Genomic DNA, 23,895 nt, shown 5'->3' with positions numbered 1-23,895 from the left:
CTGCGCAAAACATCTGGACGACCGGTCATTCACCGATATGGCTTGCGTCCCGATACTAGCACTCACGCGAATCCGCAACAACGAACGGTAGAGCGTCGAATTACACCATCAGGAGAACGACATGAGTTACCCAGAGACCTATCGCGGTCAATGCTTTTGCGGCGCAGTGCAATTCACCGTAACCGGGGAGCCCGCGGGCATGGGCTATTGCCATTGCGAGTCGTGCCGAAGCTGGTCGGCGGCGCCCGTCAATGCGTTCACGCTGTGGAAGCCCGAGGCGCTGAACGTTACTCGCGGCGCCGATGATATCGGCACTTACAACAAGACGCCGCATAGCTACCGCAAGTGGTGCAAGTCATGTGGTGGACATCTCTTTACCGAACATCCCGGGCTCGAACTGATCGACGTGTACGCCGCGGTCATCGCCGACTTCCCATATGAACCCGGTGTGCACGTTCATTACACGGAGTCGCGCCTTCGAATGCAAGACGGTCTGCCCAAGCAAAAAGATCTGCCGGGGGAAATGGGCGGCTCGGGTATCAGCGTCGCCGAATAACCATTGCACCTCGCGGTTCAGGTTCGATTCGCCCGATCGTCGCGCGGGCCTTCTCGCAGTGCAAGTTCGCGGCGTCATCTGAATGGCAGCAACTTCGAGCATTGACTCACCGCTGCCCTTGGTTCTCAGGAGTCGTTTATGTCCGCAGTCGATTCTTCTTTTTCGCCCGTCGCAGATTTCGCTGCCGTCAAGGTCCGTCAACAGGCCGCGTGGTCGACCGGCAATTATGCTGTCGTCGGCACGACGCTGCAGATCGTCGGTGAAACTCTGTGCGAAGCGCTAGACCTACGCGCCGGTTCGAGCGTGCTCGACGTTGCAGCAGGCAATGGCAATGCAACGTTGGCGGCCGCGCGCCGCTGGTGCGATGTCACCTCCACTGACTATGTCGCCTCACTGCTGGACGCCGGCCGTGCCCGGGCACAAGCAGAGGGTCTTGCCGTCAAGTTTCAGGAAGCGGACGCGGAAGCGCTGCCGTTCCCGGACGCCTCGTTCGATATCGTCATGTCGACGTTCGGTGTGATGTTCGCTCCGGACCAGGAGAAGGCAGCGGCTGAACTGGCGCGTGTGTGCAAACCGGGCGGCCGCATCGGCCTCGCGAACTGGACACCGGATAGCTTCATCGGACAGGTGTTCAAGACAATCGGCATGCACATTCCGCCACCCGTGGGCGTAGCATCGCCTGCGCTGTGGGGCACGAAGGCGCGGCTGGAAACACTGTTCGAAGGGAAGACCCGGAAGATCGACGCGAACAGCCGCCATTTCACGTTCCGTTACCGCTCCCCAGAACATTTCGTCGAAGTCTTCCGCACGTTTTATGGACCGGTGAACAAGGCATTTGGCGCACTCGACGGCGAGCGGCAAGCAGCGCTTCTCAGCGATCTGATGACCTTGATAAAGAGCCGCAACCGGTCCGGCGACGCGACGCTCGTGCTGCCGAGTGAGTATCTCGAAGTGGTGGTGGAACGATCATGAACGGCGTCGAGCGCAGCGTCGCCGTCCTGCTCGGATCCGCCTCGCGCCTCTGGTCGATCGCTTGCGTGATCGGTCTCCGGCACGGTTCGGTGATGATTGCGTTGCCACTGTGCTCGTCGGCGTGCTTTTTCGGTCTTCGGTTCGTCCTGACGGTGTTGGGTCTTGCGGCTTGACTGCCGCTTCATTGCAATCTGCTGCTTTACCGCGCCTTCGTGCGCGGTAAAGCTCAATTCATTTCCTCATACCACGCGCGCCACGCATGACGCTCATGGGGAGACGCAGCGCATTCGTGCTGTCAAAAATGATGCGTTTACTGCTGCGAAAAAACTTGCATTTCACGCGGGAAAAACTACCTTGATTAAACAAAGCAGTTCGGGCTCGGCAGCGGAGGAGACACATGCCGGCTACACGTATGATGATTGCGCGTCGCGCGGGCGTGAGCGTTGCCACGGTCGATCGTGTGTTGCGCGACGACCAGGCCGTGCGTCCCGAAACGGCAGAGCGCGTGCATCTGGCACTCGCGGCGCTGCGGGACGACCGCGCGAGTCGCGGTCGTCCCGCCAAGCTCAATTCCTATCGCGTCGCCTTCGTTCTCCCTCAAGTCAATTCGCGCTTTCTCGATCACGTCGAGCGTGACATCGCACTGTCCGCGAGCTTCTTCCGCGAGCACCGGATCATTCCGTCGTTTTACCGGTGCGACTTCTCATCTCATCGCGACACCATTGCTTTCGCGCAGCAGGTCATCGACTACGACGCGCTGGTACTCGTGCCGCTTGACTATCCAGCGGTCGAACGTCTTATCGAAGACACGAGCGATGCAGGCGTGCCCGTTGTCACGGTCTTCTCCGATTTGCCCGCCAGCCGTCGCGCAGCATATGTCGGCGTCGATAACCGGATCGCAGGACGCATGGCCGGTGCGTTGATGGGCCGCTTTCTCGGTGCGCGCATCGGCACGGTGGCGGTCCTGTCGGGCTCATCGCGCCTGCACGATCAACTCGAACGGCGCACCGGGTTTTCACAGGTGCTCGAAGAAGACTTCCGCAATCTGCGCTGGATCGCCGAACCGGACTTCACCGAAGACGACGACGGCGCGGGCCTCGCCGCGCAAGGTCTCATTGCGCGTCACCCGGATCTGGTTGGCGTTTATGCAACGGGCGGCGGCATTTCGGGCATCGCGAAAGCATTGCAGGAATCCGGCGACAAGGCTCGCCTCGTGTTGGTCGGCCATCAATGCACTGCGGCGACGCGCACGCAGTTATCAGAACGTGCTATCGACGTGATCCTCGATCAGGACGTGCGCGGCATCGTCCACTGGTCGGGCCTCGTTGCGATCAATTGTCTTAACGACGTGCGTGGCGCGCTCGCCATTCCAACGCCGGAAACCAGAATCTATCTTCGTGAGAATGCGCATGCCTGAAGCTCGCGACACGCGGATTGCAGTGCGAATCCGCTGAGCTCAAATACAGCACCCGGCGCATGGGCGCTGTTCCACAGCAGGTTGGAGACCCGGGAAAGACAAGGAGAAGACAAATGTTACGTCTTACGTCAGCAAGGGTAATAGCGGCGGGCATCATTGCGTTGGGACTCGGCATGGCACCGGGCGCGCAGGCACAGGACAAGCAGTTGACGCTATGCTGGGCAGCATGGGACCCGGCCAATGCACTCGTCGAATTGTCGAAAGATTTCACCACGAAAACCGGCATCAAAATGAAGTTCGAGTTCGTGCCGTGGACGAGTTACGCGGATCGCTTCATTAACGAACTTAATTCGCATGGCAAACTATGTGACCTGATCATCGGCGACAGCCAATGGATCGGCGGCGCGGCAGTCAACGGGCACTATGTGAAGCTCAACGATTTCTTCGCGAAGAACAAGATTTCGATGAACGACTTCGTGCCGGCGACTGTAGTGGGATACGCGGAGTGGCCGAAGAACACGCCTAATTACTGGGCGTTGCCGGCCATGGCGGACGCAGTGGGCTGGACGTATCGAAAGGACTGGTTCGCTCGTCCTGAACTGCGTGCCGAATTCAAGCAGAAATATAAACGCGAACTCGAACCGCCCACCACACTGGACGAACTCAAGCAAACCGCGGAGTTCTTCCAGGGCCGCAAGATAGACGGCAAGACGGTCTACGGTGTCTACATCTTCACGGAGCGCGGTTCCGAAGGCATCACAATGGGCGTGACCAATGCGCTTTACAACTTCGGCTTCGAGTATCAGGACCCGAAGAAGCCGTACCACCTCGACGGCTTCGTCAACTCGCCGGGCGCGGTCAAGGGATTGGAGTACTACAAGGCGCTTTACAAGTGCTGCACGGCGCCGGGCATGACCAACGCGTACATGCAGGAAGGGCTGGATGCCTTCAAGTCCGGCCAGGTGGCCATGCAAATGAACTGGTTTGCATTCTTCCCCGGACTCTACAAAGACCCGAATGTGGGCGGCGACAAGATCGGTTTCTTCGTCAACCCGCGCGAAACGAAGCAGTACACGCAGCTCGGCGGACAGGGCATTTCTGTCGTCGCTTATTCGGATCATAAAGACGATGCGCTCGAGTACATCAAGTGGTTCGCGCAACCGGACGTCCAGAAGAAGTGGTGGCAGCTTGGCGGTTATTCGGCGGCGAAATCAGTGGTCGATGCGCCCGACTTTCCGAAAAGCGCGCCCTTTGCGCCGGCGTTCCTGAAGTCGATGTCGATCGTCAAAGACTTCTGGGCCGAGCCCACTTATGCGGAACTCCTGCTCGACATGCAGAAGCGGGTGCACGACTACGTGGTGGCCGACAAGGGCACGGCCAAGGAAGCGCTGGACTTGCTCGTCAAAGACTGGAACAAGGTCTTCAAGGCGGAAGGCAAGAACTAGCGCGTATCGAGGACGGGACCGGCGGCGCCTGCACGGATGCCGCCGATGCCTTTAAAGGAGCGAGGCATGCTGGCAAACAAGCCTTTTTCGTCGGCGGGAATGAAGTCGCCGGCGGCGGCGCGCGCGCACACGCGTCTGACTGGATTGTCGGACAGGACCATTGCGTGGCTGTTCATTCTTCCAACAATCCTGCTGCTGCTCGCGATCAACATCTTTCCGTTGATCTGGGCATTGCGTCTGTCGTTCACGAACTTCAAGTCGAACATGCCGAGCGTGCCGGCGCGCTTTGTCGGAATCGACAACTACGTCGACATTCTCACCGACGAAGACATCTGGTACGCAATGCAGGTAACGGCGCGTTTCGTGTTCTGGTCGGTCGGTCTCGAAGTGCTATTGGGTTTCGGCCTCGCGTTGCTCATCAACCGGCAGTTCCGCGGCCACAGCTTCTGGACCACGCTGATCCTGCTGCCGATGATGCTGTCGCCGGCGGTGGTCGGTAACTTCTGGACCTTTCTGCTGCAACCGCAAACGGGGTTGTTCAACGATATCGTCGGCTTCTTCACCGGCATTGCGCCGGGCTCGTTTCAGATGATCGGCGACGTGTCGCTCGCGCCGTGGACCATCGTGATGGTCGATACATGGATGTGGACGCCGTACGTGATGCTCATCTGCCTAGCGGGCCTGCGCTCGATTCCCGACTATATCTACGAAGCCGCCGAGGTGGATCGCGCCACACCGTGGCGGCAGTTCTGGTCGATCACGTTGCCGATGACATTGCCGTTCCTGATGCTGGCCGTGCTGTTTCGCGGTATCGAGAACTTCAAGATGTTCGACATGGTGAACCTGCTGACTTCGGGCGGACCCGGTTCAGTAACCGAAACCGTATCGATCACACTGAAGCGCGCTGCCTTCGAGAAATGGCAGACAGGCTACTCATCCGCATTGGCAATCATTCTGTTCGTGACGGTATTCGGTGCGGCGAATATTTACGTCAAGGCGCTCAACCGGGTGAAACAGCGATGAGACCGACTACCGCTCAACATTCGGTGGTGGCTTCTTCGCCACGCGGCAAGCGCTTTGCCGCTGCGATTGTCATCACTTACGCATTGATCGCGATCTTGCCGATTCTGTGGATCTGCCTGACCAGCTTCAAGACGCAGGAAGATGCCATTGCCTATCCACCTGTCGTGTTGTTTCAACCGTCGATGGAAGGCTATGTGAATCTGTTCACGATCCGTTCGCGGCAAACGCCGGAATTCATTGCGAGTCTTCCGCCCGCGCAGACCTGGTATGAGCGCGACGTACGCAAGCGAAACATGGTGATTGCCGGCCCGTCCAAAGTATTGCCGCGCTTCGTCAATTCGTTGGTGATCGGTTTTGGCTCGACTTTTCTCGCGGTATTTCTCGGCACATTGGCGGCCTATGCGTTCTCCCGTTTCAAGGTGCCGCTTGCCGACGACCTGCTGTTTTTCATTCTGTCGACGCGCATGATGCCGCCGATTGCAGTCGCCATTCCGATTTACCTGATGTATCGGGCTCTCGGCCTGAGCGACAGTTACGTCGGCATGATCGTGCTCTATACAGCGGTCAATGTATCGCTGGCGGTCTGGCTCCTGAAGGGCTTCATGGACGAGATTCCGCGCGAGTACGAAGAGGCCGCGCTCGTGGATGGCTACACGCGGCTTCAGGCGTTCGTTAAGGTCGTGCTGCCGCAGGCCATTACGGGCATTGCCGCGACCGCCATCTTTTGCCTGATCTTCGCGTGGAACGAGTACGCATTCGCGTCGCTACTCACGAGCGGCGATGCCCAGACCATGCCGCCGTTCATTCCGTTCATTATTGGCGAGGGCGGTCAGGACTGGCCGGCCGTCGCGGCCGCGACGACGCTTTTCGTGGTGCCTATCCTCATCTTCACTGTCGTGTTGCGCAAGCACCTGCTGCGCGGCATCACCTTTGGAGCGGTGCGCAAATGAAACGAGAGTCCGTTCTGCCACAAAGACACTATCTGCGCCGCGGTTACAGCGAGGCAGTGTCGACCGCACTGATCGGTCTCGGCATGGCAATGCTGGTGCAGCCGTTTTCGCTGACACTGTTCACGTGGTCGTTTCCCGTGGTCCTGGTCGGTGCCCTGGCGTTTGTCGTGACCAGTCATTTCCCGGACTGACGCCATGTCGACGATCGTTCTTGCCAACCTTCACAAGCGTTTCGACGACTTCGTCGCTGTGCGCGACACCAGTTTGACTATTGGCGCGGGGCGCTTCGTCGTGTTGCTGGGTCCGTCGGGCTGCGGCAAAACTACGACGCTGCGCATGATAGCGGGCCTGGAGTTGCCCACCTCCGGCCAGATCCTGATAGACGGTGACGACGTGACGCAATTGCGCGCGCGTCAACGCGACATTGCATTTGTGTTCCAGATGTTCGCGCTCTATCCGCATATGACCGTGCGTAACAACATCGCTTTTCCGCTCAGGAACGAGCATGTGTCGCGCAAGGAGATCGCGGCGCGTGTGGATGCCGCCGCGCACATGCTGCGCATCGAGAACATTCTCGATCGCAAAACAGGCGGCCTGTCCGGCGGCGACCGGCAACGCGTGGCGCTGGGCCGGGCGATCGTTCGGCAGCCGAAAGCGTTTCTGATGGACGAACCACTCGGCACGCTCGATGCGGATTTCCGCGAACTGATGTGTCTCGAGTTGCGCAAGCTACATAACGCACTGGGCGCGACGACCGTTTATGTCACGCACGATCAGAGCGAAGCGATGGCGATGGCCGACGACATTGTCGTGATGAACAAAGGCGAGTTACTGCAAGCCGGACCCCCTCACGAGATCTACCACTTTCCGGCGACGGTGTTCGTCGGCAATTTTATCGGCAGTCCGCCCATGAATTTCCTCGCGGCAGATGGCGGTGTGGACGCGGGCGACGAACAAGTCCTGCTGCACGGCGCAGCAGTGCCGGTGCCGCGCTCGGAGGCTGGCGCTGAACGCGTGCTGCTGGGCATTCGTCCCGAGCATGTGACGATCGATGAGCACGGCCCGCTGCGCGGCAAGGTCATTGCCGACGAATACCTCGGTTCGCATCAGGTGCTGGTGGTGGAAACCGCGCTGGGCGTCGTGCGGGTGCGAGTCGGCAAAGACGATGGCTTGCCGGCCGGATCGCCGGTCGGTTTGTCATTCCGCAAGGATCGCACGCTGCTGTACGACGCGCAGAGCGGCCGGTTGCTGCCGGGCGCCGCTCGCACGATTCCTGCACATGGAGAAGCTCATGGCTGAAATCCAGTTGCGCAACGTGTCCAAACGCTTCGGCGACATCGCGGCGGTGGACGATATTTCGATCGACGTGGCCGACGGCGAGTTCGTGGTGCTGCTCGGACCGAGCGGCGCGGGCAAGACCACGACGCTGCGTCTGATCGCCGGACTCGAGCGGCCCGACGCGGGCGACGTGCTGATCGACGGGACGATTGCGACGGGTGTGCATCCGTCCGATCGCGATGTTGCCTTTATCTTCCAGCAGTACTCGCTTTATCCGCACCTGACCGTGTTCGGCAACCTCGCGTTTCCGCTGCGCTCGCCGAGACGGCGCAGCAGCGAGGCGGATGTGCGTGCGCGGGTTCACGCGGTCGCGGAAATGCTGCATATGGAAGCGAAACTCGACAACATGGCCACACATTTGTCCGGCGGGGAGATGCAGCGTGTGGCGATTGGGCGCGCGCTCGTGCGGCAGCCCAAGGCGTTTCTGATGGACGAGCCGCTGTCGTCGCTCGATGCGAAGCTGCGTGAGGAGTTGCGCATCGAACTGAAGCGCCTGCATCGTACGATTGGTGCCACCATCGTCTATGTCACGCACGATCAGGTCGAAGCGACTACGCTCGCGGATCGCATCGGTATTCTCGATCATGGTCGTCTCGTGCAACTCGGCACGCCGCGCGAGGTGTATGGCAATCCGGTCTCGCTGAGCGCCGCGCAACGGCTCGGCTCTCCGCCGATCAACCTGTTGCCGCCCACACTGTTCGACTCGGCACACATGCCGGCGGGCACGGCGACCGTCGGGATTCGTCCCGAAGACATCGTGCTGCACGACCCGGCTGAAGGTCACGCGAGCGGCGCACAGGATGCACTCGATCTCACGGTGCTCGAATATTCGCCGCTGCGTCATCTGCTGATTCTGGATCGCGCCGGAACCGCCGTGGTCGCCACGACCGTCACTGAGCGCAGTTTCTCACCGGGGCAACGGGTCGGCGTGTCATTGCCTCCACGCAGCCTTTTATATTTCCATGCCGACGGCAGGAGGATCCCGACATGAACGGCGAAACGGTCATGGCGTGCATCGACGCCGCGTATGCGGCGTTGAAGGAGCACACCGACGAGATTGCGTCGCTCGACCAGCAGATCGGCGATGGAGATCACATTTTCAATCTGCTGCGCGGCATGGAAGCGCTCCTTGCGGTGCGCGCGGAGATCGCGGCGCAACCTCTCGGCCCCGCGCTCGAGATCGCGGCGTCCAAGGTGCTGTCCACGGTGGGCGGATCGTCGGGTCCATTGTTCTTCTCATTGCTCAACGGTATGGCGAAAGCGTCCGCGAACAATGCAATGGATGTGGCTGGCTTCGCTCGCATCTTTGCGGCGGGGGTGGAGGCCGTTGGGCAACGAGGCAAGACCGGCGTCGGCAGCAAGACGATGATGGACGTGTTGATACCGGTCGCGCAGCGCTTCGAGCAGTTGGCGGCAGAAAACGCAGCGGCGCGAACGGTGCTCGACACCTTGCCGCGAGTCGCCGAGGAAAACATGCTGGCAACGCGCGACATGCTGGCAACCAAGGGACGCGCATCGTTTCTCGGAGAGCGCTCCCGCGGGCATATCGATCCGGGCGCGCGCTCCAGCCAGATCATGATTGCCTCGGTATGCGCGCGACTCGCGCAACACAACGGACAAGGAGCATGACGATGAAAAAATTCATCAATCATGTGGACGATTTTCTCGCCGAGAGCCTGGCGGGATTCGCCGCGGCGCATAGCGACCTGGTCGTACTCAATCGTGAACCGGTGTTCGTGCGGCGTAAGGACCTGAAGCCGGGAAAGGTCGCGCTTGTCTCGGGCGGCGGCTCCGGGCACGAACCGCTGCATTCGGGATTTGTCGGCCACGGCATGCTCGACGCCGCGTGCCCAGGCCAGATTTTCACGTCGCCGACACCCGACCAGATGATGGCTGCCGCCAAGGCCGTCGATACCGGCGCGGGCGTGCTGTTCATCGTGAAGAACTATTCGGGCGATCTGATGAACTTCGAAATGGCCTCGGAGATGTCCGAGGTGCCCAACGCGATGGTCCTGATCAACGACGACGTCGCGGTGGAGAACTCCAGCTATACGACCGGGCGCCGTGGGGTCGCGGGCGCGGTCATCGTCGAGAAGCTGGTGGGCAGCCTCGCGGAAAGCGGCGCGAGCCTCGACGAATGCAAGGCGTTTGGTGATCGCATCAACAAACGTACGGCTTCGATGGGCGTTGCGTTCTCCAGTTGCACAGTGCCGGCAGCCGGCACGCTGACCTTCAAGATCGGCGACGATGAAATCGAAGTCGGTGTCGGCATACATGGCGAGCCGGGCAGGCGGCGTGCGAAATTTGCGTCCGCTGATACGATCGCGGCGGAGTTGCTCACCGCGATAGTCGACGATTTGAAGCCGGCTGCGGGCGCGGGCTTGCTGGTGCTGGTGAACGGCCTTGGCGGCACGCCGCTTGGCGAGCTTTATCTGCTCTTCAATTCGACGCGCGCGTGGCTCGAAAAGCGGGATCTGAAAATCGCCCGTGTGCAGGTTGGGTCGCTGACCACGTCGCTCGAGATGGCCGGCGCTTCAATCACGCTTTGCATGCTCGACGAACAGATGACGAAGCACTGGGACAGCGCGGTGCATACGCCGGCGCTGAGGTGGGGCGTGTAACACAAGGCGGCGGCGTGAGCCGCCGCGCCTTGTTGTCGCTTCAAGCCGCCGCGCCTCGCAAGTCCCTGATATGTTGGTAGACGGTAGCGCGTCCCATTCCCAGCACATTCGCGACGTAGTTGGCCGCGCTTTTACCTTTGAAAGCGCCTTCCGCCCAAAGCGCCTCGACGATCTCGCGGCGATGATCTCGAGTCAGGGAATTGAGTGCCAGCTGACGCTCCTGAAGCCACGCGTGAAGGAAAGTGTTGATGCGTTCCTGCCAGTCGTCCTTGAATAGCTCTTCGGGCTGTTTAACCACGCCGGCGCCGGAAATCACGCGATCTATGACACTCTTGACGTCTTCGAACACCGAGATGTTGTAGTTCACGCACATCATGCCAACAGCAGTTCCGGCGTCGTCGAACAGGACGGTGCTCACGCAGCGCATCCGCCGTCCGTCCCAATTGGTTTTCTCGTAGGGACCGACCGTACCGGAGTCCGCCGAGTGATCGATTTCTTCCAGTGCAGAGTCGTCGCCCAGTTCGCGCTTTGAAAGGTTATTGGCGATGTAGGCGACCGTCTGGCTAGCGAGGTCGTGGATCGCGATCTCGACGTATGGAAAGAACAGTAGGGCAATGCCATCAGCAACGCGACTGTATCGGTCGAGGAGTAGCCGACGGCTGGCCGTTGTCTTAGGTTTTCGCATTTGGGTGACTGCTCGCAATTTTCTCAAGATTCGCACGGGCACAGAGTCCGCATTTTGCCACGATGGGCGCCCCCATCATTCCAGCGAGCAGGTGCCTTCATCGTCTTCATTTGGCAGCCACTTACACGCGAGCTCGCTTATTCAGGTACGTAAAGAGTTCATAGGCAATGGCGACGTCTTCAAGGCCCAGACCGATCGAGCGGAAGAACGCATGCTTTCGGTACGATGGCTTGGCCGCCTTGCCACACATCAGTTCCGCGAGATCACCCACAATCGATTCGGCGCGCCAGCCATGGTGTTCCGCGGCGAGTTTCATCTCGCCCGCGCTCGAGGGTGTGGTGTTGCGGTAGTCGCAGTAGACGTCCATGCTGGCAAGCCAGGCGGGTGGGACTTCGTGAGCGTTCGCCACGTTGGTACTGATAGACGTGATAAGCGCTGGCTTGTCCAGCATGCTTTCGTGCAGAACCGGTGTGCCGGAGGATGTACACAGCGCAATCACGTCAGCGGCAGCGACACACTCCTGAATTCGTTCACAAATGGCGACTCTGTGATCGAGCGCCGCCGACTGCGCACACTTCGTTGTGTCGCTGGCAAGCTCCGGCGAAAAGATCCGGATCGACTCCCACGGCCTGACCGGTGCGAGATGGCGCAAATGAGCCTGTCCTACCGCGCCCGAACCAATGATCGCAAGGCGTGTCGCCGTGCCGCTGGCAAGCTGTTCGACAGCCAGTGCCGTTGCGCCGGCTGTGCGCTCCACCGTCAGCAGGCCCGAGTCACACCACATCAGCGGTTGTCCCGTATCCATGGACATCAGGGCCGTCCATGCGGTGATGACGGGCTTCCCCTGCGTGACGATGTACGGCGAGAGCTTTGCACCGAACACCTTCGCATCCGCCATCACGCCGAGGTAGGTAATGAAGTCACCGGCGCCTTGCGGAAACGGAGTCAGCGTCTGCTCCGGTTGCACGGCCATGTCACTGCCAAGCGCGCGAAACATGCGTGCAAGCACGTTGCGCACGTCGAGATAAGGCAGTGCTTCCAGCACTGCGTGTTGATCGACGATCAGGGGTAACCCTCTATCTGACATGCTCATTGACTTGCGCTCCGCAATGTTGCCGGGGTCGGCGATGAAGGCATTCTAAGTCAAAACGTCCAGACTGGACTTTTATTTTAGAAAACACTTGATTTTCTGTTTGTCCAGAATAGACTGTCATTCCAGAGCAAGTGTGAGGCGACGATCCTGCCGCTTCATCCGATGTCTCAAACCAGGCCTATCGGCCGTTGTCCATGCAGTCAACCGTCGCCGCCCGACCACACAGGGGACCTCTCATGTTCCGGAAGCTCCAGCTCTCACTTCTCCTTGTCGCTGCCACCGCAGCTTCTCTGAGCACCGTTACCACCCAGAGCCAGGAAACCCTGCGCTTTGGCATAGAGGCGGCCTATCCGCCGTTTGAAAGCAAGTCCCCCACTGGTCAACTGCAAGGCTTCGACGTCGATGTGGGCAACGCAGTGTGTGCAAAGCTGGGCATGAAGTGTGTGTGGGTCGAGAACGCGTTCGATGGACTGATCCCGGCATTGCAAGCGCGAAAATTCGATGTGATCAATTCGGCGATGAACATCACTGAGAAGCGCAAGCAGTCGATTGAATTCACGAAACCAATCTACGTAGTGCCGATCGTGATGGTGGCCCGACGTGCCTCCGGCCTGCTGCCGGACGTGAAGAGTCTGCAGGGCAAACGTGTTGGCGTGCTGCAGGCCTCCTCACAGGAAGACTTCCTGAAGCGTCATTGGGCGCCTGCCGGCGTGACCGTCGTTCCGTATGCGGACCAGGATCAGGTCTACGCCGATCTCGTTGCCGGACGCCTCGACGCCGCGGTTCAGGAAGCACAAACGGTGCAGGATGGATTTCTCGTAAAGCCCGCAGGCCACGAGTATGCGATCGTCGGCAAGCCGCTGAGCGATCCTGCTACTCTGGGAGAAGGCACCGGTTGGGGCCTTCGCAAGGGCGACAAGGTGTTGGTCGCGAAAGTCGATGCCGCGCTTGATGCGCTGAAGAAAGACGGCACGTTGAGCAGTCTTTCGCAGAAGTACTTCAAGCAGGACATCATCGCCAGATAACGCATCGACGAGCCGGCGGAAGGTCATCGCGCAGCCCGCTGCCAGACGCACGAATCTTTCGCCGTGCGCCGTCAGGGACACGAAAGCAACTCTATGGATTTCGACGTCATCGTGCTGGGCGGGGGGATAGTGGGCGTGTCGTGCGCGCTACATCTTCAGGACCGCGGCCGCCGCGTGGCACTCGTAGACCGGCGCGCTCCCGGCGAAGAGACCAGCTTCGGCAATGCGGGGCTGATTGAGAGGGCCGCCGTGGTTCCGTACGGTTTCCCGCGGGACCTGAGAACGTTGCTGCGCTTTGCAAAAAATCGTTCGACCGACCTGTACTGGGATTATCGTGCCGTGCCGCATTTCGCGACGTGGCTTGCGCGTTTCTGGTGGGAGTCTTCCGCCGAGCGATTGATGGCTGCCGCGCGGGACATGTTGCCGTTGATTGAGCGAAGCGTCACGGAACATGAGCGCTTGATCAAGCGTGCAGAGCTTCAACATCTCGTGCGCGCTACGGGCTGGATCGACGCCTATCGCACGCCAGCAAGATTGGCGCGCGAGGCGGCGGCGGCCGAGGCCACGGCCGGTAGTTACGGTTTGCGCGTTTCAGTACTCGATGGTGCGACGCTCGCCGCGCGGGAACCGGGCGCGGTTGGCGGATTTTGTGGCGCACTGCATTGGCAGGACCCAATGAGCGTCGTCAATCCCGGCGCGTTGACAAAGGGCTACGCACGCCTTTTCGAAGCGAGCGGCGGAGTGGTCCTTACTGGAGACGCTGCCACGTTAATCGGACGAGCGGGCGCATGGACGGTCCAGACAACGTCGGGGCGAATTAGCGCGAAGGAAGCCGTGGTGGCGCTCGGTCCGTGGTCGGACTGCGTGTTCGCGCCGCTTGGCTATCGCATCCCCCTTCGCGTGAAGCGCGGCTATCACATGCATTACCGCCCGACCCGGCCCATGCTCTCGATGCCGATCGTCGACGCAGAGCAGGGTTATGTAGTGGCGCCGATGGAAGGGCGTCTGCGGCTGACCACCGGAGTGGAGATCGCGCGGCGCGACGCGGAACCGACAGGCATCCAGCTTGGAAGGGCGGAACGTTTTGTGCGGCCGAGCTTCGGTCTCGGTGAGCGGCTCGATGACAGTCCATGGCTCGGCCTGCGGCCTTGCACGCCCGACATGCGTCCTGTGATCGGACGCGCACCGCGTCACACCGGGCTCTGGTTTGCCTTCGGACACAACCACCACGGGCTGACGCTCGGGCCCGCGACTGGGCGATTGCTAGCGGAAATGATGACCGGGGAACCGACATTTGCAGATCCGCATCCGTTCCGTGTCGAACGGTTCAGTCGTTAGCGCTATGGAAACGCTTCGCTGCGACGGGCAGCGTGGCGAGATGTCCTGATCGTTTTACCGCTTTCGGTGAAACGGCTATTCCATGTATGTCCTGGGAGTGTGAGATGAAGATCAAGGATTTCGGGGTTGAGCGTTGGATGGATGAGTATGAAACGAAATGCACCTATAACCTTGCGGAGACGTGCGTCGAGTCGCTGACGGTCGATCAGTTGCTCACGCTCGCACACAAGCAGGACAGCATCCTGGGCGAGTTGCGCTCGCTGAAGCTCACCTATGGCGCGATTGAAGGATCGGCGCGCTTGCGCGAAGCAATTTCGACAATGTACGACCGTCAGTCGCCCGAGAATGTGATAGTGACGCATGGCGCGATTGGCGGAAACGCGTTGGTGTACGAGACGCTGGTCGAACCGGGGGACACCGTGATTTCAGTGCTGCCCACCTATCAGCAGCACTACTCGATTCCGGAAAGCTACGGTGCTGATGTACGCATTTTGAAGCTGCGCGAAGAGAACGGTTTTCTTCCTGATCTCGCGGAACTGCGCAGTCTGGTGAATGACAGGACACGGCTGATAGCTATCAACAATCCTAACAACCCCACCGGTTCGTTGATGGACGAGAAATTTCTAACAGAGGTGGGAAACATCGCGCGCTCGTGCGGCGCGTATGTTTTGTGCGATGAGGTTTATCGCGGCACGGATCAGCAAGGCAGCGGCTATACGGCGTCGATGGCCGACCTCTACGAGCGCGGCATCAGCACGGGCAGTATGTCGAAGACGTATTCGCTCGCCGGACTGCGTCTCGGCTGGATCGCCGGGCCGAAGGATCTTATCCGCGCGGTAGCGATACATCGGGACTACAACACCATTAGTGTGGGGATGATCGATGATCATTTTGCATCGATCGCGCTGGAGAATCGCGCGGCCATTCTTGCCCGCAACCAGGACATCGTGCGGACGAACCTTGCTATCGTGGATGCGTGGATCGCAAAAGAACCTGCTATCAGTTATCTAAAGCCGAGGTCGGGAACAACTGCACTTCTGAAGTATGACCTGCCCATGTCGTCACGCGAGTTTTGCACCGCGTTGATCGAGCAGACGGGTGTAATGCTGACACCTGGCAGTGCGCTCGATATGGAAGGCTACGTGCGGCTTGGCTACGCCAATAACCGCAGCGTGCTAGAAGCGGGGCTCGGTAGGTTGTCGGAATTTCTCGCTGGTCAGAGTCATTGAGTTGGCGAGGTGCGCTAGATCGCACCTCGGTGACCGCGGGGCCCCATGACATGCGAGCCTGAATGACCGGGCTAGTCAATGCGCAGCAGCAGTCGAGGTTCCGGGCAGGCAGAAGCGCGGCTGGCGTCGTTCACGTTGTCGAGCCTTTTCATATCCCGAATCACGTGAAAAAGTTCGCGCATTGAATCGAGATCGATCAGTCGCACAAACGCAAAGGTGTCCTGATAGGCACGCATCCAGGGGATCATTGCTGAAGCCACGGCTTGTCGGCCTTCGCTCGTCACGACGAGCTGGCGTTTGCGTCGATCTCCTTCGTGGCCGATAGCGGCGATAAGACCGCGGCGGAACAACGGCGTCAGATTGGCCGAGAGATTCGATCGGTCCATTTCCAGTTGCGCTGCCATGTCGCCGAAAACGAGTGATTCGCGCAGATGTAGCAAAGCGAGCATGCAGAACTGGGATGCGTTGACGTCCGTATGCCGCAGTGCTTCGTCGATATGAGCCCCGAATGCGCGCATTGCCCGCTGGGCGAAAAAGTGATTGAGCGCGAGCGCGGAGATCTCTGCGATTGCGGGCATCGACGACTCGCAATTCTGACTTTCCATATCTGCGATTCCGGCCATCTTGCGACAAAAAGAGGACATCACGCGAGCCCGAAAGTCTTCCTCAAGCTTGCATCGACGGGGCCGGAGGGCATGAAGCGGCGCACTGGGCCGAACACGCGGCAATCTCGCCTCGCAAACTTTCCGGCGGCGACGCGTCCGATACCCGATGACACGCCGGTCACAACGACAACCGTGGAATTCGACATGAACAACTCCATTTGGTGAACTGATGGTTGTTTAACGCGCGTCGACTACATCCTGCGTTATCGGTTCATAACGCGATGACAGGTGATCCCGGCTCTTGTGCGCACTCGCAGGGCTGCCGGGGCGGATCTTGAACCAGATCGCGAACATGGCCGGCAGGAACACGAGTGTGAGAATCGTCCCGGCGAACGTGCCGCCGATTAGCGTGTAAGCGAGGGTTCCCCAGAACACCGAATGCGTCAGCGGGATGAAGGCCAGGATCGCCGCCATCGCCGTGAGGATCACCGGGCGTGCACGCTGCACAGTGGCTTCGACGACCGCATTGAACGGATCGAGTCCGGCATTTTCGTTCTGGTGAATCTGCCCGATCAGGATCAGCGTGTTGCGCATCAGGATGCCCGAGAGCGCAATGAGTCCGACCAGTGCGTTGATGCCGAACGGCTGCCCGAACAGGATCAGTGTCGGCACTACGCCGATCAGGCCGAGTGGGCTCGTCATGAACACCATCACCATCGCAGAGATCGAACGCACCTGAAAGATGATGATGACCAGCGTGATCGCCAGCATGATCGGAAACAGCGGCAACATGGCGGTCGTTGCCTTGGCCGATTCCTCGATGGAGCCCGCCTGCTCGATGCGATAGCCGCTCGGAAGCTTCGCGATGATCGGCTGAAGCTGCGTGGTGATAGCCGTTGAGACGTCCGGTGGCTGCAGGTTGTCGGCAATGTCGCCGCGTACCGTGATTGTCGGCACACGGTCTCGCCAACGCGAGATCGGCTCCTCCATGCGTACATCGACTTTACCCACCTGCGACAGCGGAATACGCTGCCCGTTCGCGCCGGCCAGCGTGAAGTCGCCGAGCCGGGCAGGGTCGAGACGCACATCGCCGGCCGAACGGGCGATCACCTGCACGGTACGGATATCTTCACGCACCGCAGTGACAGGTGTGCCGGTGAGCAGGAACTGCAACTGTTGTGCGACGGCGCTGGACGTCAGTCCCACCGCCTGCAAGCGGTCCTGTTGCAAGACGAAATGCAACGCTGGTGAGCGCGTGCCCCAGTCGGTATTGACCGTGCGCATCATCGGACTTGCCTGCATCACCCGCTCAACTTCAGCCGCGATTCCACGCAGCTTGTCCGGGTCCGGGCCGGTGACGCGATAGGCGACCGGAAACGGCGAATACGGCCCGAACACGAGTTGCGTGACGCGCACGCGTGCTTCGGGAACAAGACCGTCGGCGATGGCTCGCCGCAGTCGCGCCTTCAATGCATCGCGTTCCTCCTGACTGTCAGTGCGGATCACGATTTTCGCGAACGATGGATCGGGCAGTTCCGGTCCCATGGCCAGGAAAAAGCGCGGCGCACCTTGCCCGACGTAAGCCGTGACGATCCTGGCTTCCTTCTGTCCGGACAACCATGCCTCCACCTTTTGCGAGGCGGCGCTGGTCTGTGAAATCGCTGTGCCGTAGGGCATTTGCACTTCAACCAGCACTTCGGGACGGTCGGAGATCGGGAAGAACTGCTTCTTGACCACGCCCATGCCGAGGATGGCCAGGGCGAAGAGGGCAACGACCGAACCGGCGACCAGCCATTTGCGTGCGATGACGCGCGTGAGCACCTGACGGAAGCGGTTGTAGCGCGGCGTGTCATAGATTGCGTCGTGCCCGCCATCGACCTTTTTGAAGTCGGGCAGCATCTTCACGCCGAGATAGGGCGTGAAGACCACGGCCACGACCCAGGATGCGATCAGCGCAATGCCGACGATCCAGAACATGTTGCTCGTGTATTCGCCTGCGGTGGACCTCGCGAAGCCGTTGGGCATGAAGCCGACCGCCGTCACCAGCGTGCCCGACAGCATGGGTGCGGCAGTATGGCTCCAGGCATAGGCGGAGGCGGCCACACGGCTGTAGCCTTCCTCCATTTTCACCACCATCATTTCAATAGCGATGATCGCGTCGTCCACCAGCAGGCCCAACGCCAGAATCAGGGACCCCAGGGTGATGCGGTCGAAGTTCTTGCCGGTCGCGGCCATCACCACGAACACGACGGCCAGCGTCAACGGCACGGCGGCGGCAACCACGAGGCCCGCGCGCCAGCCCATGCTCACGAAGCTCACGAACATGACCACTAGCAGGGCGACGAAAAACTTGAGCATGAACTCGTCGACCGCCGAATGAATGTTGACGGCCTGATCGGTGACCTTCGTCAGACTCATGCCCAGCGGCAGTCCGCCGTTGATTGCGCCGACCTCGCTGTCCAGTGCCTTGCCGAGATCGAGCCCGTTCCAGCCGTCGCGCATGACGATGCCGAGCAGCAGCGCGGGTTCGCCGTTGTTGCGGATCAGGAATGTCGCCGGATCTTCATAACCGCGCTCGACGGTGGCAATGTCCGACAGCTTCAGCGTGCGGCCCTGCACGACGACCGGCGTGTCGCGGATCTTCTGCAGGTTGTCGAAGGCGCCGTCGAGGCGAATGAACACTTCCGGACCTTTGGTCTCCACCGAGCCGGCCGGCGTCAGCGCGTTCTGGCCATTGAGCGCGGCGAACACGTCCTGCGGGCTGACCCCGAGCGTTGCCAGCCGGTCATGCGAGAACTGGACGTAGATGCGCTCGGCCTGCTCGCCAATGATGTTGACCTTCTTCACCCCCGGCACGTGGAGCAACCGCTGGCGCAGCGTCTCGCCATCGCGCACGAGCAGCCGTTGCGGTTCGCCCCGCGCCTTCAGTGCAAAAAGCGCAAACGTGACATCCGCGTATTCGTCGTTGACCATCGGGCCGATCACGCCAGCGGGAAGGTTGGCTGCCTCGTCGCCGATTTTTTTCCGGGCCTGGTAGAACTCCTCCTGCACTTCCGCCGGAGGTGTGCTGTCGAGCAACGTCAGCGTTGTGAACGCCAGGCCGGGCCGCGTGTAGGTCTCGGTCCGGTCGTACCAGCGCAGCTCCTGCATGCGCTTTTCGATTTTCTCGGCGACCTGATCGTGCATCTCCTGAGCGGTGGCGCCCGGCCATACACTGACGATGGTCATCACCTTGATGGTGAACGCCGGGTCTTCGGCGCGGCCCAGCTTGAAGAACGACAGGAGCCCGGCCAGCGATATCAGGCAGATCAGGAACAGGGTGATGGAACGCTCGCGCACGGCGAGCGCCGAGAGATTGAATCGGCCTTCGCTCACGGACGTGCTCCTTCGTTCGCCATCGCTACGGCCTGTCCGGACACGCGGACCTGCTCGCCTTCGCGCAGCAAATGGGCACCGAGGGCAATGACGCGATCGCCTTGCTCCAACTTACCGGACACGCGCGCACTGTCGTCGCCCAGATGAAGGACCGTCACCGGCCGCCATGCAACCTTGGCCGGCTCGCCGTTGACGACCCACACGCCAGACCCTTTGCCCGCGTCGAGCACCGCGCCGATCGGCACCTGCATGCCGTCCTGGAGCGCCACACGTGCGTCCGGTATCTCGATCGTGACGGTCGCGCCTAGCGGCCCGTCGGCCAGCGCACCCTGCAACACGTAACGCGCTTCGAAGGTGCGGGTACGCGGATCTGCCGTATCAGAAAGCTGGCGCAGCGTGGCTGGCACGCTGGCGCCGCTGTCGCTGAACAGGGCCGCCTGGGCGACCGACCCGATGACGGGACGCAGAGTTTCCGGAAGCTGGATCACAGCCTCGCGGCGGCCCGCGTGGGCCAGTCGCACCACGGGCTGTCCGGCGCTGACGACCTGGCCCGGTTCGGCCAGCGTTTCCATCACGACGCCATCGCCGTCCGCCACCAGATCGGCGTAGCCCGTCGCATTGCGCGCCACGTCGGCGTCAGCCTCGGCCGCGCTGAGCTGCGCCTTGGCTGCGTCGGCGGCCGCCTTGGTCTGGTCGTAGGCCGAAGCCGAAATCGCACCCGTGCCGCGCAGGTCTCGATACCGCGCCTCGTCCTGCGCGGTCTGCTGCGCTCGCGCCCGCGCAGCGGTGACCGCCTCCTGCCGGGCCTTTGCGGCCAGCTTGAGATCGATGGGGTCGAGGCGCATCAGCAGCTGGCCGCGCCTGACCGTTTGGCCGGCGTCCACCCGTCTCTCCAGCACCTTGCCGGAAACACGGAAACCCAGGTCGCTTTGGACGCGTGCCGCGACGGTCCCCGTGAATGAGCGGGACGCGGGCACGGCGCGCTGGACGATGGCGGTGCGCACCAGCGGCACCTCGGTGCGCGGGTCGGGCGGTGCTTTTTCGCCGCAGGCCGCTAGCGCAAACGGGAGCGCACAGGCGAGTGCGGAAGTGGCGAGGCGACGCGAGAACATGAAAGTCCCATCGGTGAGGTGATGAAGGACTTCATTCTGGTTCTAGTGACCAATTAAGTCAAGAGTCACAACTAGCGATCGCGTCAGGGCGACAGACTTCGCAGTACCAGACTGGACAGCTGTGCAGGCGCGACATCGGTGGTGTCGCGGTTGTACTGCAGAAGCAACGGGTTGAGATAAGGGCGCAATACCAGGTAGATCGCCATCGCGGTTTCGTCCAATGGTGTCTTGCGCTCGAAGTCTCCGCTTTGCCTGCCTTCCTGCAGAATTTCCTGGAGCAACTGCTGGACGCGTGCTTCATAGGCTTGCACGGCCTGCCAGTTTTCCGTGGCGGCCGACGCCGCGATGTCATAGAGCTTGCGGTCCCGGAAAAACAGCCTGAGGCTCGCATCGGTAAAGACTTTGAAGATCCGTCGTAACTTCTCAGGCGGCAGATCGGTCTCTGCGACGGCTGCACGCACCTCGCTTTCGATTTCGCGCAGGCAGTTGATGCAGATCATCTCGCCAATGGCCTGCTTGGACTCGAAGAACTTGTAGATATAGGCCTTGGAAAAACCGATTGCCTTGGCAAGGTCGGAGACCGTTGTTTTCTCGTAGCCATACCGGCTGAAGTGCTCGGTAGCGGCGGCAACGATCTGGTCCCGTACTTCGTGATCAGCCGGGCCGCGCGCGGGAACTGCGGAAGGCGTGGGAGTGTTTTTCATGGACTAAGCATACAGGAATGGACAACTAGTGACTATTTGGTATTATAGTCACAGTCAGAATCACGCAGAGACGCTCATGCTACCCAAACATCTCCTCGCCGCGCTCATTGCTGCCAGCCTGTCGGCGGGCTGCGCTGTCGGTCCCGACTATAGCCGGCCTGATGTAGCCATGCCGGACCATTTCCTGGGCCAGGCCGCGGTAGATCACCGCCAGGCAGCCGGGAGTGCAGACTTGATCACGTGGTGGACGGGTTTCGGCGATCCGCAACTCGCACGATTCATTACGCTCGCGCTGGAGCAGAACCTGGACCTCGCGCAAGCCGCCGCGCGCGTCTCGCAGGCGCGCGCGGGACTCGGGGCAGCGAATGCGGCGCTGCTGCCTTCTGGCAATGTCAGCGGCCAGGCGGCCCGGGTCTACCAGTCGGTTGAAACTCCGCTGGGACGTGTCCTGAATTCAACGCCCGGATTCGATCGCTACGGCAACGACTACGAAGCCAATCTCAGCGCGAGCTGGGAACTGGATGTGTTTGGCGGCCTGCGCCGCGGGCGGGAAGCGGCACTTGCCGACTATCAGGCTTCAGAGGCGGGCGAAGCGGCCACGCGCCTGGCTGTGGCAGCACAGACCGCCGACATTTACATCACGATTCGCGGATTGCAGGCTCGTCTGCAGGTGGCCCGCAAGCAGTTGCAGACGCAGCAGGATTTGCTCTCGACCATCAACCTTTTGTACGGAAAGGGGCTTGCGGCCGATCTTCAGGTGAGCCAGGCAGAAGGCGCGCTGGCGCAGGTGAAGGCATCCATCCCGGTGCTGGAGGCCGGTCTCGATGCGGCCATGAACGCGCTGGACGTGATGCTGGGTGCACAGCCCGGCACGCATCGGGCGGAACTCCTCGAAGGCGGCGATATCCCGGCCGCTCCGCGAATCGCAGGCACCGGATCGCCAGGCGAGTTGCTCAGGCGTCGCCCCGATCTGATCGTGGCCGAGCGGCGCCTCGCTGCATCGAACGCGCGTATCGGCGTGGCAATCGCTGAGTATTACCCCAAGCTGTCGCTCAGTGGACTGATTGGGAGCGCCACCTCGGTCGCCAGCGGCAACCTGTTCAGTGGCGGCGCCAGTCAGGGCGCCGGCGTGCTGGGCCTGCGCTGGCGTCTGTTCGATTTCGGCCGCATCAATGCGCAGATCAATGCAGCCAAAGGACAGGACGCCGAGTTGCTCGCTGCATATCGGCTTGCCGCATTGCACGCTACCGAGGACGTCGAAAATTCTTTCTCTGCACTCGTGAAGCGCGAGGAGCAGGCCGCCGTTCTCGCGCAGGGTGTGAACTCGCTCGGCCGTGCGCGAGCCGCCTCGTTTGCGGCCTACCAAAAAGGTGTCGTCAGCCTGATCGAGGTCCTGCAGGCCGACGACAACCTGCTACGCGCGTCGGATGCGCGGGTGCAGGCGCAAACTGAATCGGCACGCGCAGCGGTTGCCGCGTTCAAGGCGCTCGGAGGAGGGTGGCAACCTACCGATCCGGCGGCCGTTGCAAGCCGATAGGACTACCGCTGCTAGCGGGCTGCAGTCGGCACTTCCGTTTGCAAAAGGCCTCCTTGAGCGCCGCGTTCTCGTGTTCCAACTCACCGATAAGTTGAAGCTGTGTATCCATGTCAGCGATGCGAAAGCGCCTGCGCCGACTGAAGTAGATCCTCCAGCATCGACTGACGGCGGTCGGGGTCTGTGTCGCGGCCGGTCATGAAGCACAGCGCCGCGATCGGTATGCCCGCGCGGTCGCGAACGGGCGCGGCCATGCAAAGCCGGAACGCGTTGGACAGGCCTTCCGTGCAGCAATAGCCAAGTGTTTTCGCGTTCTGCACATCGCGCATGAATTCATCGAAATCGATGCGCACACCGTTGTCGAGCACGAAGTCATCTGCAGGAATGAGGGTGCGGATGGCGTCGGCGCTCATGTGACCGAGCAGCAGGCGTCCCGTCGCGGTCCACGGAATCGGCACGCGCACGCCGATATCCGAGCTGATGTTGAACGGCCGCGCACTGTTCTCCGATAACACGACCGAGTACTTGTTCCCTTCGAGCATGCACAACTGCGTGGTCTCGTCGTACTTGCGAACGAGCGCGAGAATAGACTGGTGCGCGCGGCTGATGAGGTCGTTGTGCGTCGCGTAGTCCGAGCCGTAGTAATGCATCTCGCGCCCGAAGAACACATTGCCATCCGCCGATGTTTCGAGCCAGCCCACTTCGGTGAGAATGGCAACGAGTTCGTAGATGCTTGAACGCGGCGAACCGGTCGCTTCGATCAGCTCGCGCATGGTCATGGGCCGCTGCGCCTGATGCAGCTTCCTGAAGATATCGATGACACGCTCCACGCCTCGCGCGCGCGACGATTCCGTTACTGCCATTCGTTCACCC

At 61.0% G+C, this 23,895-nt stretch carries 23 protein-coding genes and 1 pseudogene; 16 read left to right on the top strand and 8 right to left on the bottom strand.

Translation table 11 applies throughout. The annotated features are described in order from the left end of the window. The first annotated feature begins 121 nt into the window (after positions 1 to 121). The 12 genes from J2W46_RS01770 (at position 122) to dhaK (ending at position 10,322) form a co-directional block, all read left to right on the top strand. A complete protein-coding gene (locus J2W46_RS01770) occupies positions 122 to 556 on the top strand; it encodes a GFA family protein (RefSeq protein ID WP_310066729.1) in 435 nt (144 codons plus the stop codon). Between the two features lie 138 nt (positions 557 to 694). Then, positions 695 to 1,528 (top strand): class I SAM-dependent methyltransferase, encoded by an 834-nt coding sequence (locus J2W46_RS01765; protein WP_020070877.1) that lies wholly within the window; start codon positions 695 to 697, stop codon positions 1,526 to 1,528. Then, on the top strand, positions 1,525 to 1,701 hold the full coding sequence (locus J2W46_RS01760) for a hypothetical protein (RefSeq protein WP_310350767.1): 177 nt from the start codon (positions 1,525 to 1,527) through the stop codon (positions 1,699 to 1,701). Before J2W46_RS01765 ends, J2W46_RS01760 begins: the two co-directional genes overlap by 4 nt. Positions 1,702 to 1,925: 224 nt before the next feature. Further along, on the top strand, positions 1,926 to 2,945 hold the full coding sequence (locus tag J2W46_RS01755) for a LacI family DNA-binding transcriptional regulator (RefSeq protein ID WP_214880210.1): 1,020 nt from the start codon (positions 1,926 to 1,928) through the stop codon (positions 2,943 to 2,945). A 113-nt stretch (positions 2,946 to 3,058) separates the two neighbouring features. Beyond that, a complete protein-coding gene (locus J2W46_RS01750) occupies positions 3,059 to 4,390 on the top strand; it encodes an ABC transporter substrate-binding protein (protein ID WP_020070874.1) in 1,332 nt (443 codons plus the stop codon). A 66-nt stretch (positions 4,391 to 4,456) separates the two neighbouring features. Next, the gene (locus tag J2W46_RS01745; RefSeq protein WP_027778466.1) at positions 4,457 to 5,413 is read left to right on the top strand and encodes a carbohydrate ABC transporter permease; all 957 of its coding nucleotides are present in this window, start codon (positions 4,457 to 4,459) and stop codon (positions 5,411 to 5,413) included. Next, complete coding sequence (locus J2W46_RS01740) at positions 5,410 to 6,363, top strand: carbohydrate ABC transporter permease (RefSeq protein WP_027778467.1); 954 nt, start codon at positions 5,410 to 5,412, stop codon at positions 6,361 to 6,363. Before J2W46_RS01745 ends, J2W46_RS01740 begins: the two co-directional genes overlap by 4 nt. Further along, positions 6,360 to 6,554 (top strand): hypothetical protein, encoded by a 195-nt coding sequence (locus J2W46_RS01735; RefSeq protein WP_020070871.1) that lies wholly within the window; start codon positions 6,360 to 6,362, stop codon positions 6,552 to 6,554. Before J2W46_RS01740 ends, J2W46_RS01735 begins: the two co-directional genes overlap by 4 nt. Positions 6,555 to 6,558: 4 nt before the next feature. Then, the gene (locus tag J2W46_RS01730) at positions 6,559 to 7,662 is read left to right on the top strand and encodes an ABC transporter ATP-binding protein (protein ID WP_310350760.1); all 1,104 of its coding nucleotides are present in this window, start codon (positions 6,559 to 6,561) and stop codon (positions 7,660 to 7,662) included. Then, entirely contained in the window at positions 7,655 to 8,692 is a 1,038-nt protein-coding gene (locus J2W46_RS01725) for an ABC transporter ATP-binding protein (RefSeq protein WP_020070869.1), read from the top strand. The genes J2W46_RS01730 and J2W46_RS01725 overlap by 8 nt, the downstream gene beginning before the upstream one ends. Further along, positions 8,689 to 9,330, top strand: coding sequence for a dihydroxyacetone kinase subunit DhaL (gene dhaL, locus J2W46_RS01720; protein WP_088173794.1), 642 nt, complete (start codon positions 8,689 to 8,691; stop codon positions 9,328 to 9,330). The genes J2W46_RS01725 and dhaL overlap by 4 nt, the downstream gene beginning before the upstream one ends. 2 nt (positions 9,331 to 9,332) lie before the next feature. Next, positions 9,333 to 10,322, top strand: a complete 990-nt coding sequence (gene dhaK / locus J2W46_RS01715; RefSeq protein WP_310350757.1) for a dihydroxyacetone kinase subunit DhaK — start codon at positions 9,333 to 9,335, stop codon at positions 10,320 to 10,322. A 40-nt stretch (positions 10,323 to 10,362) separates the two neighbouring features. Here dhaK and J2W46_RS01710 read toward each other — a convergent pair whose 3' ends face one another. Together J2W46_RS01710 and J2W46_RS01705 are read right to left on the bottom strand one after the other, a co-directional pair. Next, positions 10,363 to 11,007 (bottom strand): helix-turn-helix transcriptional regulator, encoded by a 645-nt coding sequence (locus J2W46_RS01710; protein WP_310350756.1) that lies wholly within the window; start codon positions 11,005 to 11,007, stop codon positions 10,363 to 10,365. Between the two features lie 121 nt (positions 11,008 to 11,128). Continuing rightward, positions 11,129 to 12,100: an ornithine cyclodeaminase family protein gene (locus J2W46_RS01705; protein WP_310350754.1), complete on the bottom strand. Its 972-nt coding sequence runs from the start codon at positions 12,098 to 12,100 to the stop codon at positions 11,129 to 11,131. A 236-nt stretch (positions 12,101 to 12,336) separates the two neighbouring features. Here J2W46_RS01705 and J2W46_RS01700 point away from each other — a divergent pair, with 236 nt between their 5' ends. From J2W46_RS01700 to J2W46_RS01690, 3 genes are all read left to right on the top strand, one after another. Next, positions 12,337 to 13,125: an ABC transporter substrate-binding protein gene (locus J2W46_RS01700; protein ID WP_027805069.1), complete on the top strand. Its 789-nt coding sequence runs from the start codon at positions 12,337 to 12,339 to the stop codon at positions 13,123 to 13,125. 93 nt (positions 13,126 to 13,218) lie between these two features. Beyond that, positions 13,219 to 14,463, top strand: coding sequence for an NAD(P)/FAD-dependent oxidoreductase (locus tag J2W46_RS01695; protein WP_310350751.1), 1,245 nt, complete (start codon positions 13,219 to 13,221; stop codon positions 14,461 to 14,463). A 104-nt stretch (positions 14,464 to 14,567) separates the two neighbouring features. Beyond that, positions 14,568 to 15,692 (top strand): aminotransferase, encoded by a 1,125-nt coding sequence (locus J2W46_RS01690; protein ID WP_310350749.1) that lies wholly within the window; start codon positions 14,568 to 14,570, stop codon positions 15,690 to 15,692. Between the two features lie 71 nt (positions 15,693 to 15,763). On the opposite strand, the gene J2W46_RS01685 is transcribed toward J2W46_RS01690, so the two are convergent. The 5 genes and pseudogenes from J2W46_RS01685 to J2W46_RS01665 form a co-directional block, all read right to left on the bottom strand. Continuing rightward, entirely contained in the window at positions 15,764 to 16,297 is a 534-nt protein-coding gene (locus J2W46_RS01685) for a MarR family winged helix-turn-helix transcriptional regulator (RefSeq protein WP_310350746.1), read from the bottom strand. A 74-nt stretch (positions 16,298 to 16,371) separates the two neighbouring features. Beyond that, positions 16,372 to 16,503: pseudogene (locus tag J2W46_RS01680) on the bottom strand (oxidoreductase); the annotation flags it as partial. A gap of 31 nt (positions 16,504 to 16,534) precedes the next feature. Next, positions 16,535 to 19,672, bottom strand: coding sequence for an efflux RND transporter permease subunit (locus tag J2W46_RS01675; protein WP_310350744.1), 3,138 nt, complete (start codon positions 19,670 to 19,672; stop codon positions 16,535 to 16,537). Continuing rightward, positions 19,669 to 20,784: an efflux RND transporter periplasmic adaptor subunit gene (locus tag J2W46_RS01670; RefSeq protein WP_310350742.1), complete on the bottom strand. Its 1,116-nt coding sequence runs from the start codon at positions 20,782 to 20,784 to the stop codon at positions 19,669 to 19,671. The genes J2W46_RS01675 and J2W46_RS01670 overlap by 4 nt, the downstream gene beginning before the upstream one ends. Positions 20,785 to 20,867: 83 nt before the next feature. After that, on the bottom strand, positions 20,868 to 21,488 hold the full coding sequence (locus J2W46_RS01665; protein ID WP_020070858.1) for a TetR/AcrR family transcriptional regulator: 621 nt from the start codon (positions 21,486 to 21,488) through the stop codon (positions 20,868 to 20,870). 76 nt (positions 21,489 to 21,564) lie between these two features. Between J2W46_RS01665 and J2W46_RS01660 the strand changes: the two genes are divergently transcribed. Further along, positions 21,565 to 23,025 (top strand): TolC family protein, encoded by a 1,461-nt coding sequence (locus tag J2W46_RS01660; RefSeq protein ID WP_310350740.1) that lies wholly within the window; start codon positions 21,565 to 21,567, stop codon positions 23,023 to 23,025. A gap of 110 nt (positions 23,026 to 23,135) precedes the next feature. Here the strand turns inward: J2W46_RS01660 and J2W46_RS01655 are convergent, their stop codons facing one another. Further along, positions 23,136 to 23,885, bottom strand: a complete 750-nt coding sequence (locus J2W46_RS01655) for an IclR family transcriptional regulator (protein ID WP_310350738.1) — start codon at positions 23,883 to 23,885, stop codon at positions 23,136 to 23,138. Positions 23,886 to 23,895: the final 10 nt, after the last annotated feature.

The organism is Paraburkholderia strydomiana, assembly GCF_031456815.1.
In the GTDB taxonomy this organism is placed as follows: domain Bacteria; phylum Pseudomonadota; class Gammaproteobacteria; order Burkholderiales; family Burkholderiaceae; genus Paraburkholderia; species Paraburkholderia caledonica.
The sequence above is the reverse complement of the archived record's forward strand: the minus strand, read 5'-3'. Positions and strand labels throughout refer to the sequence as shown.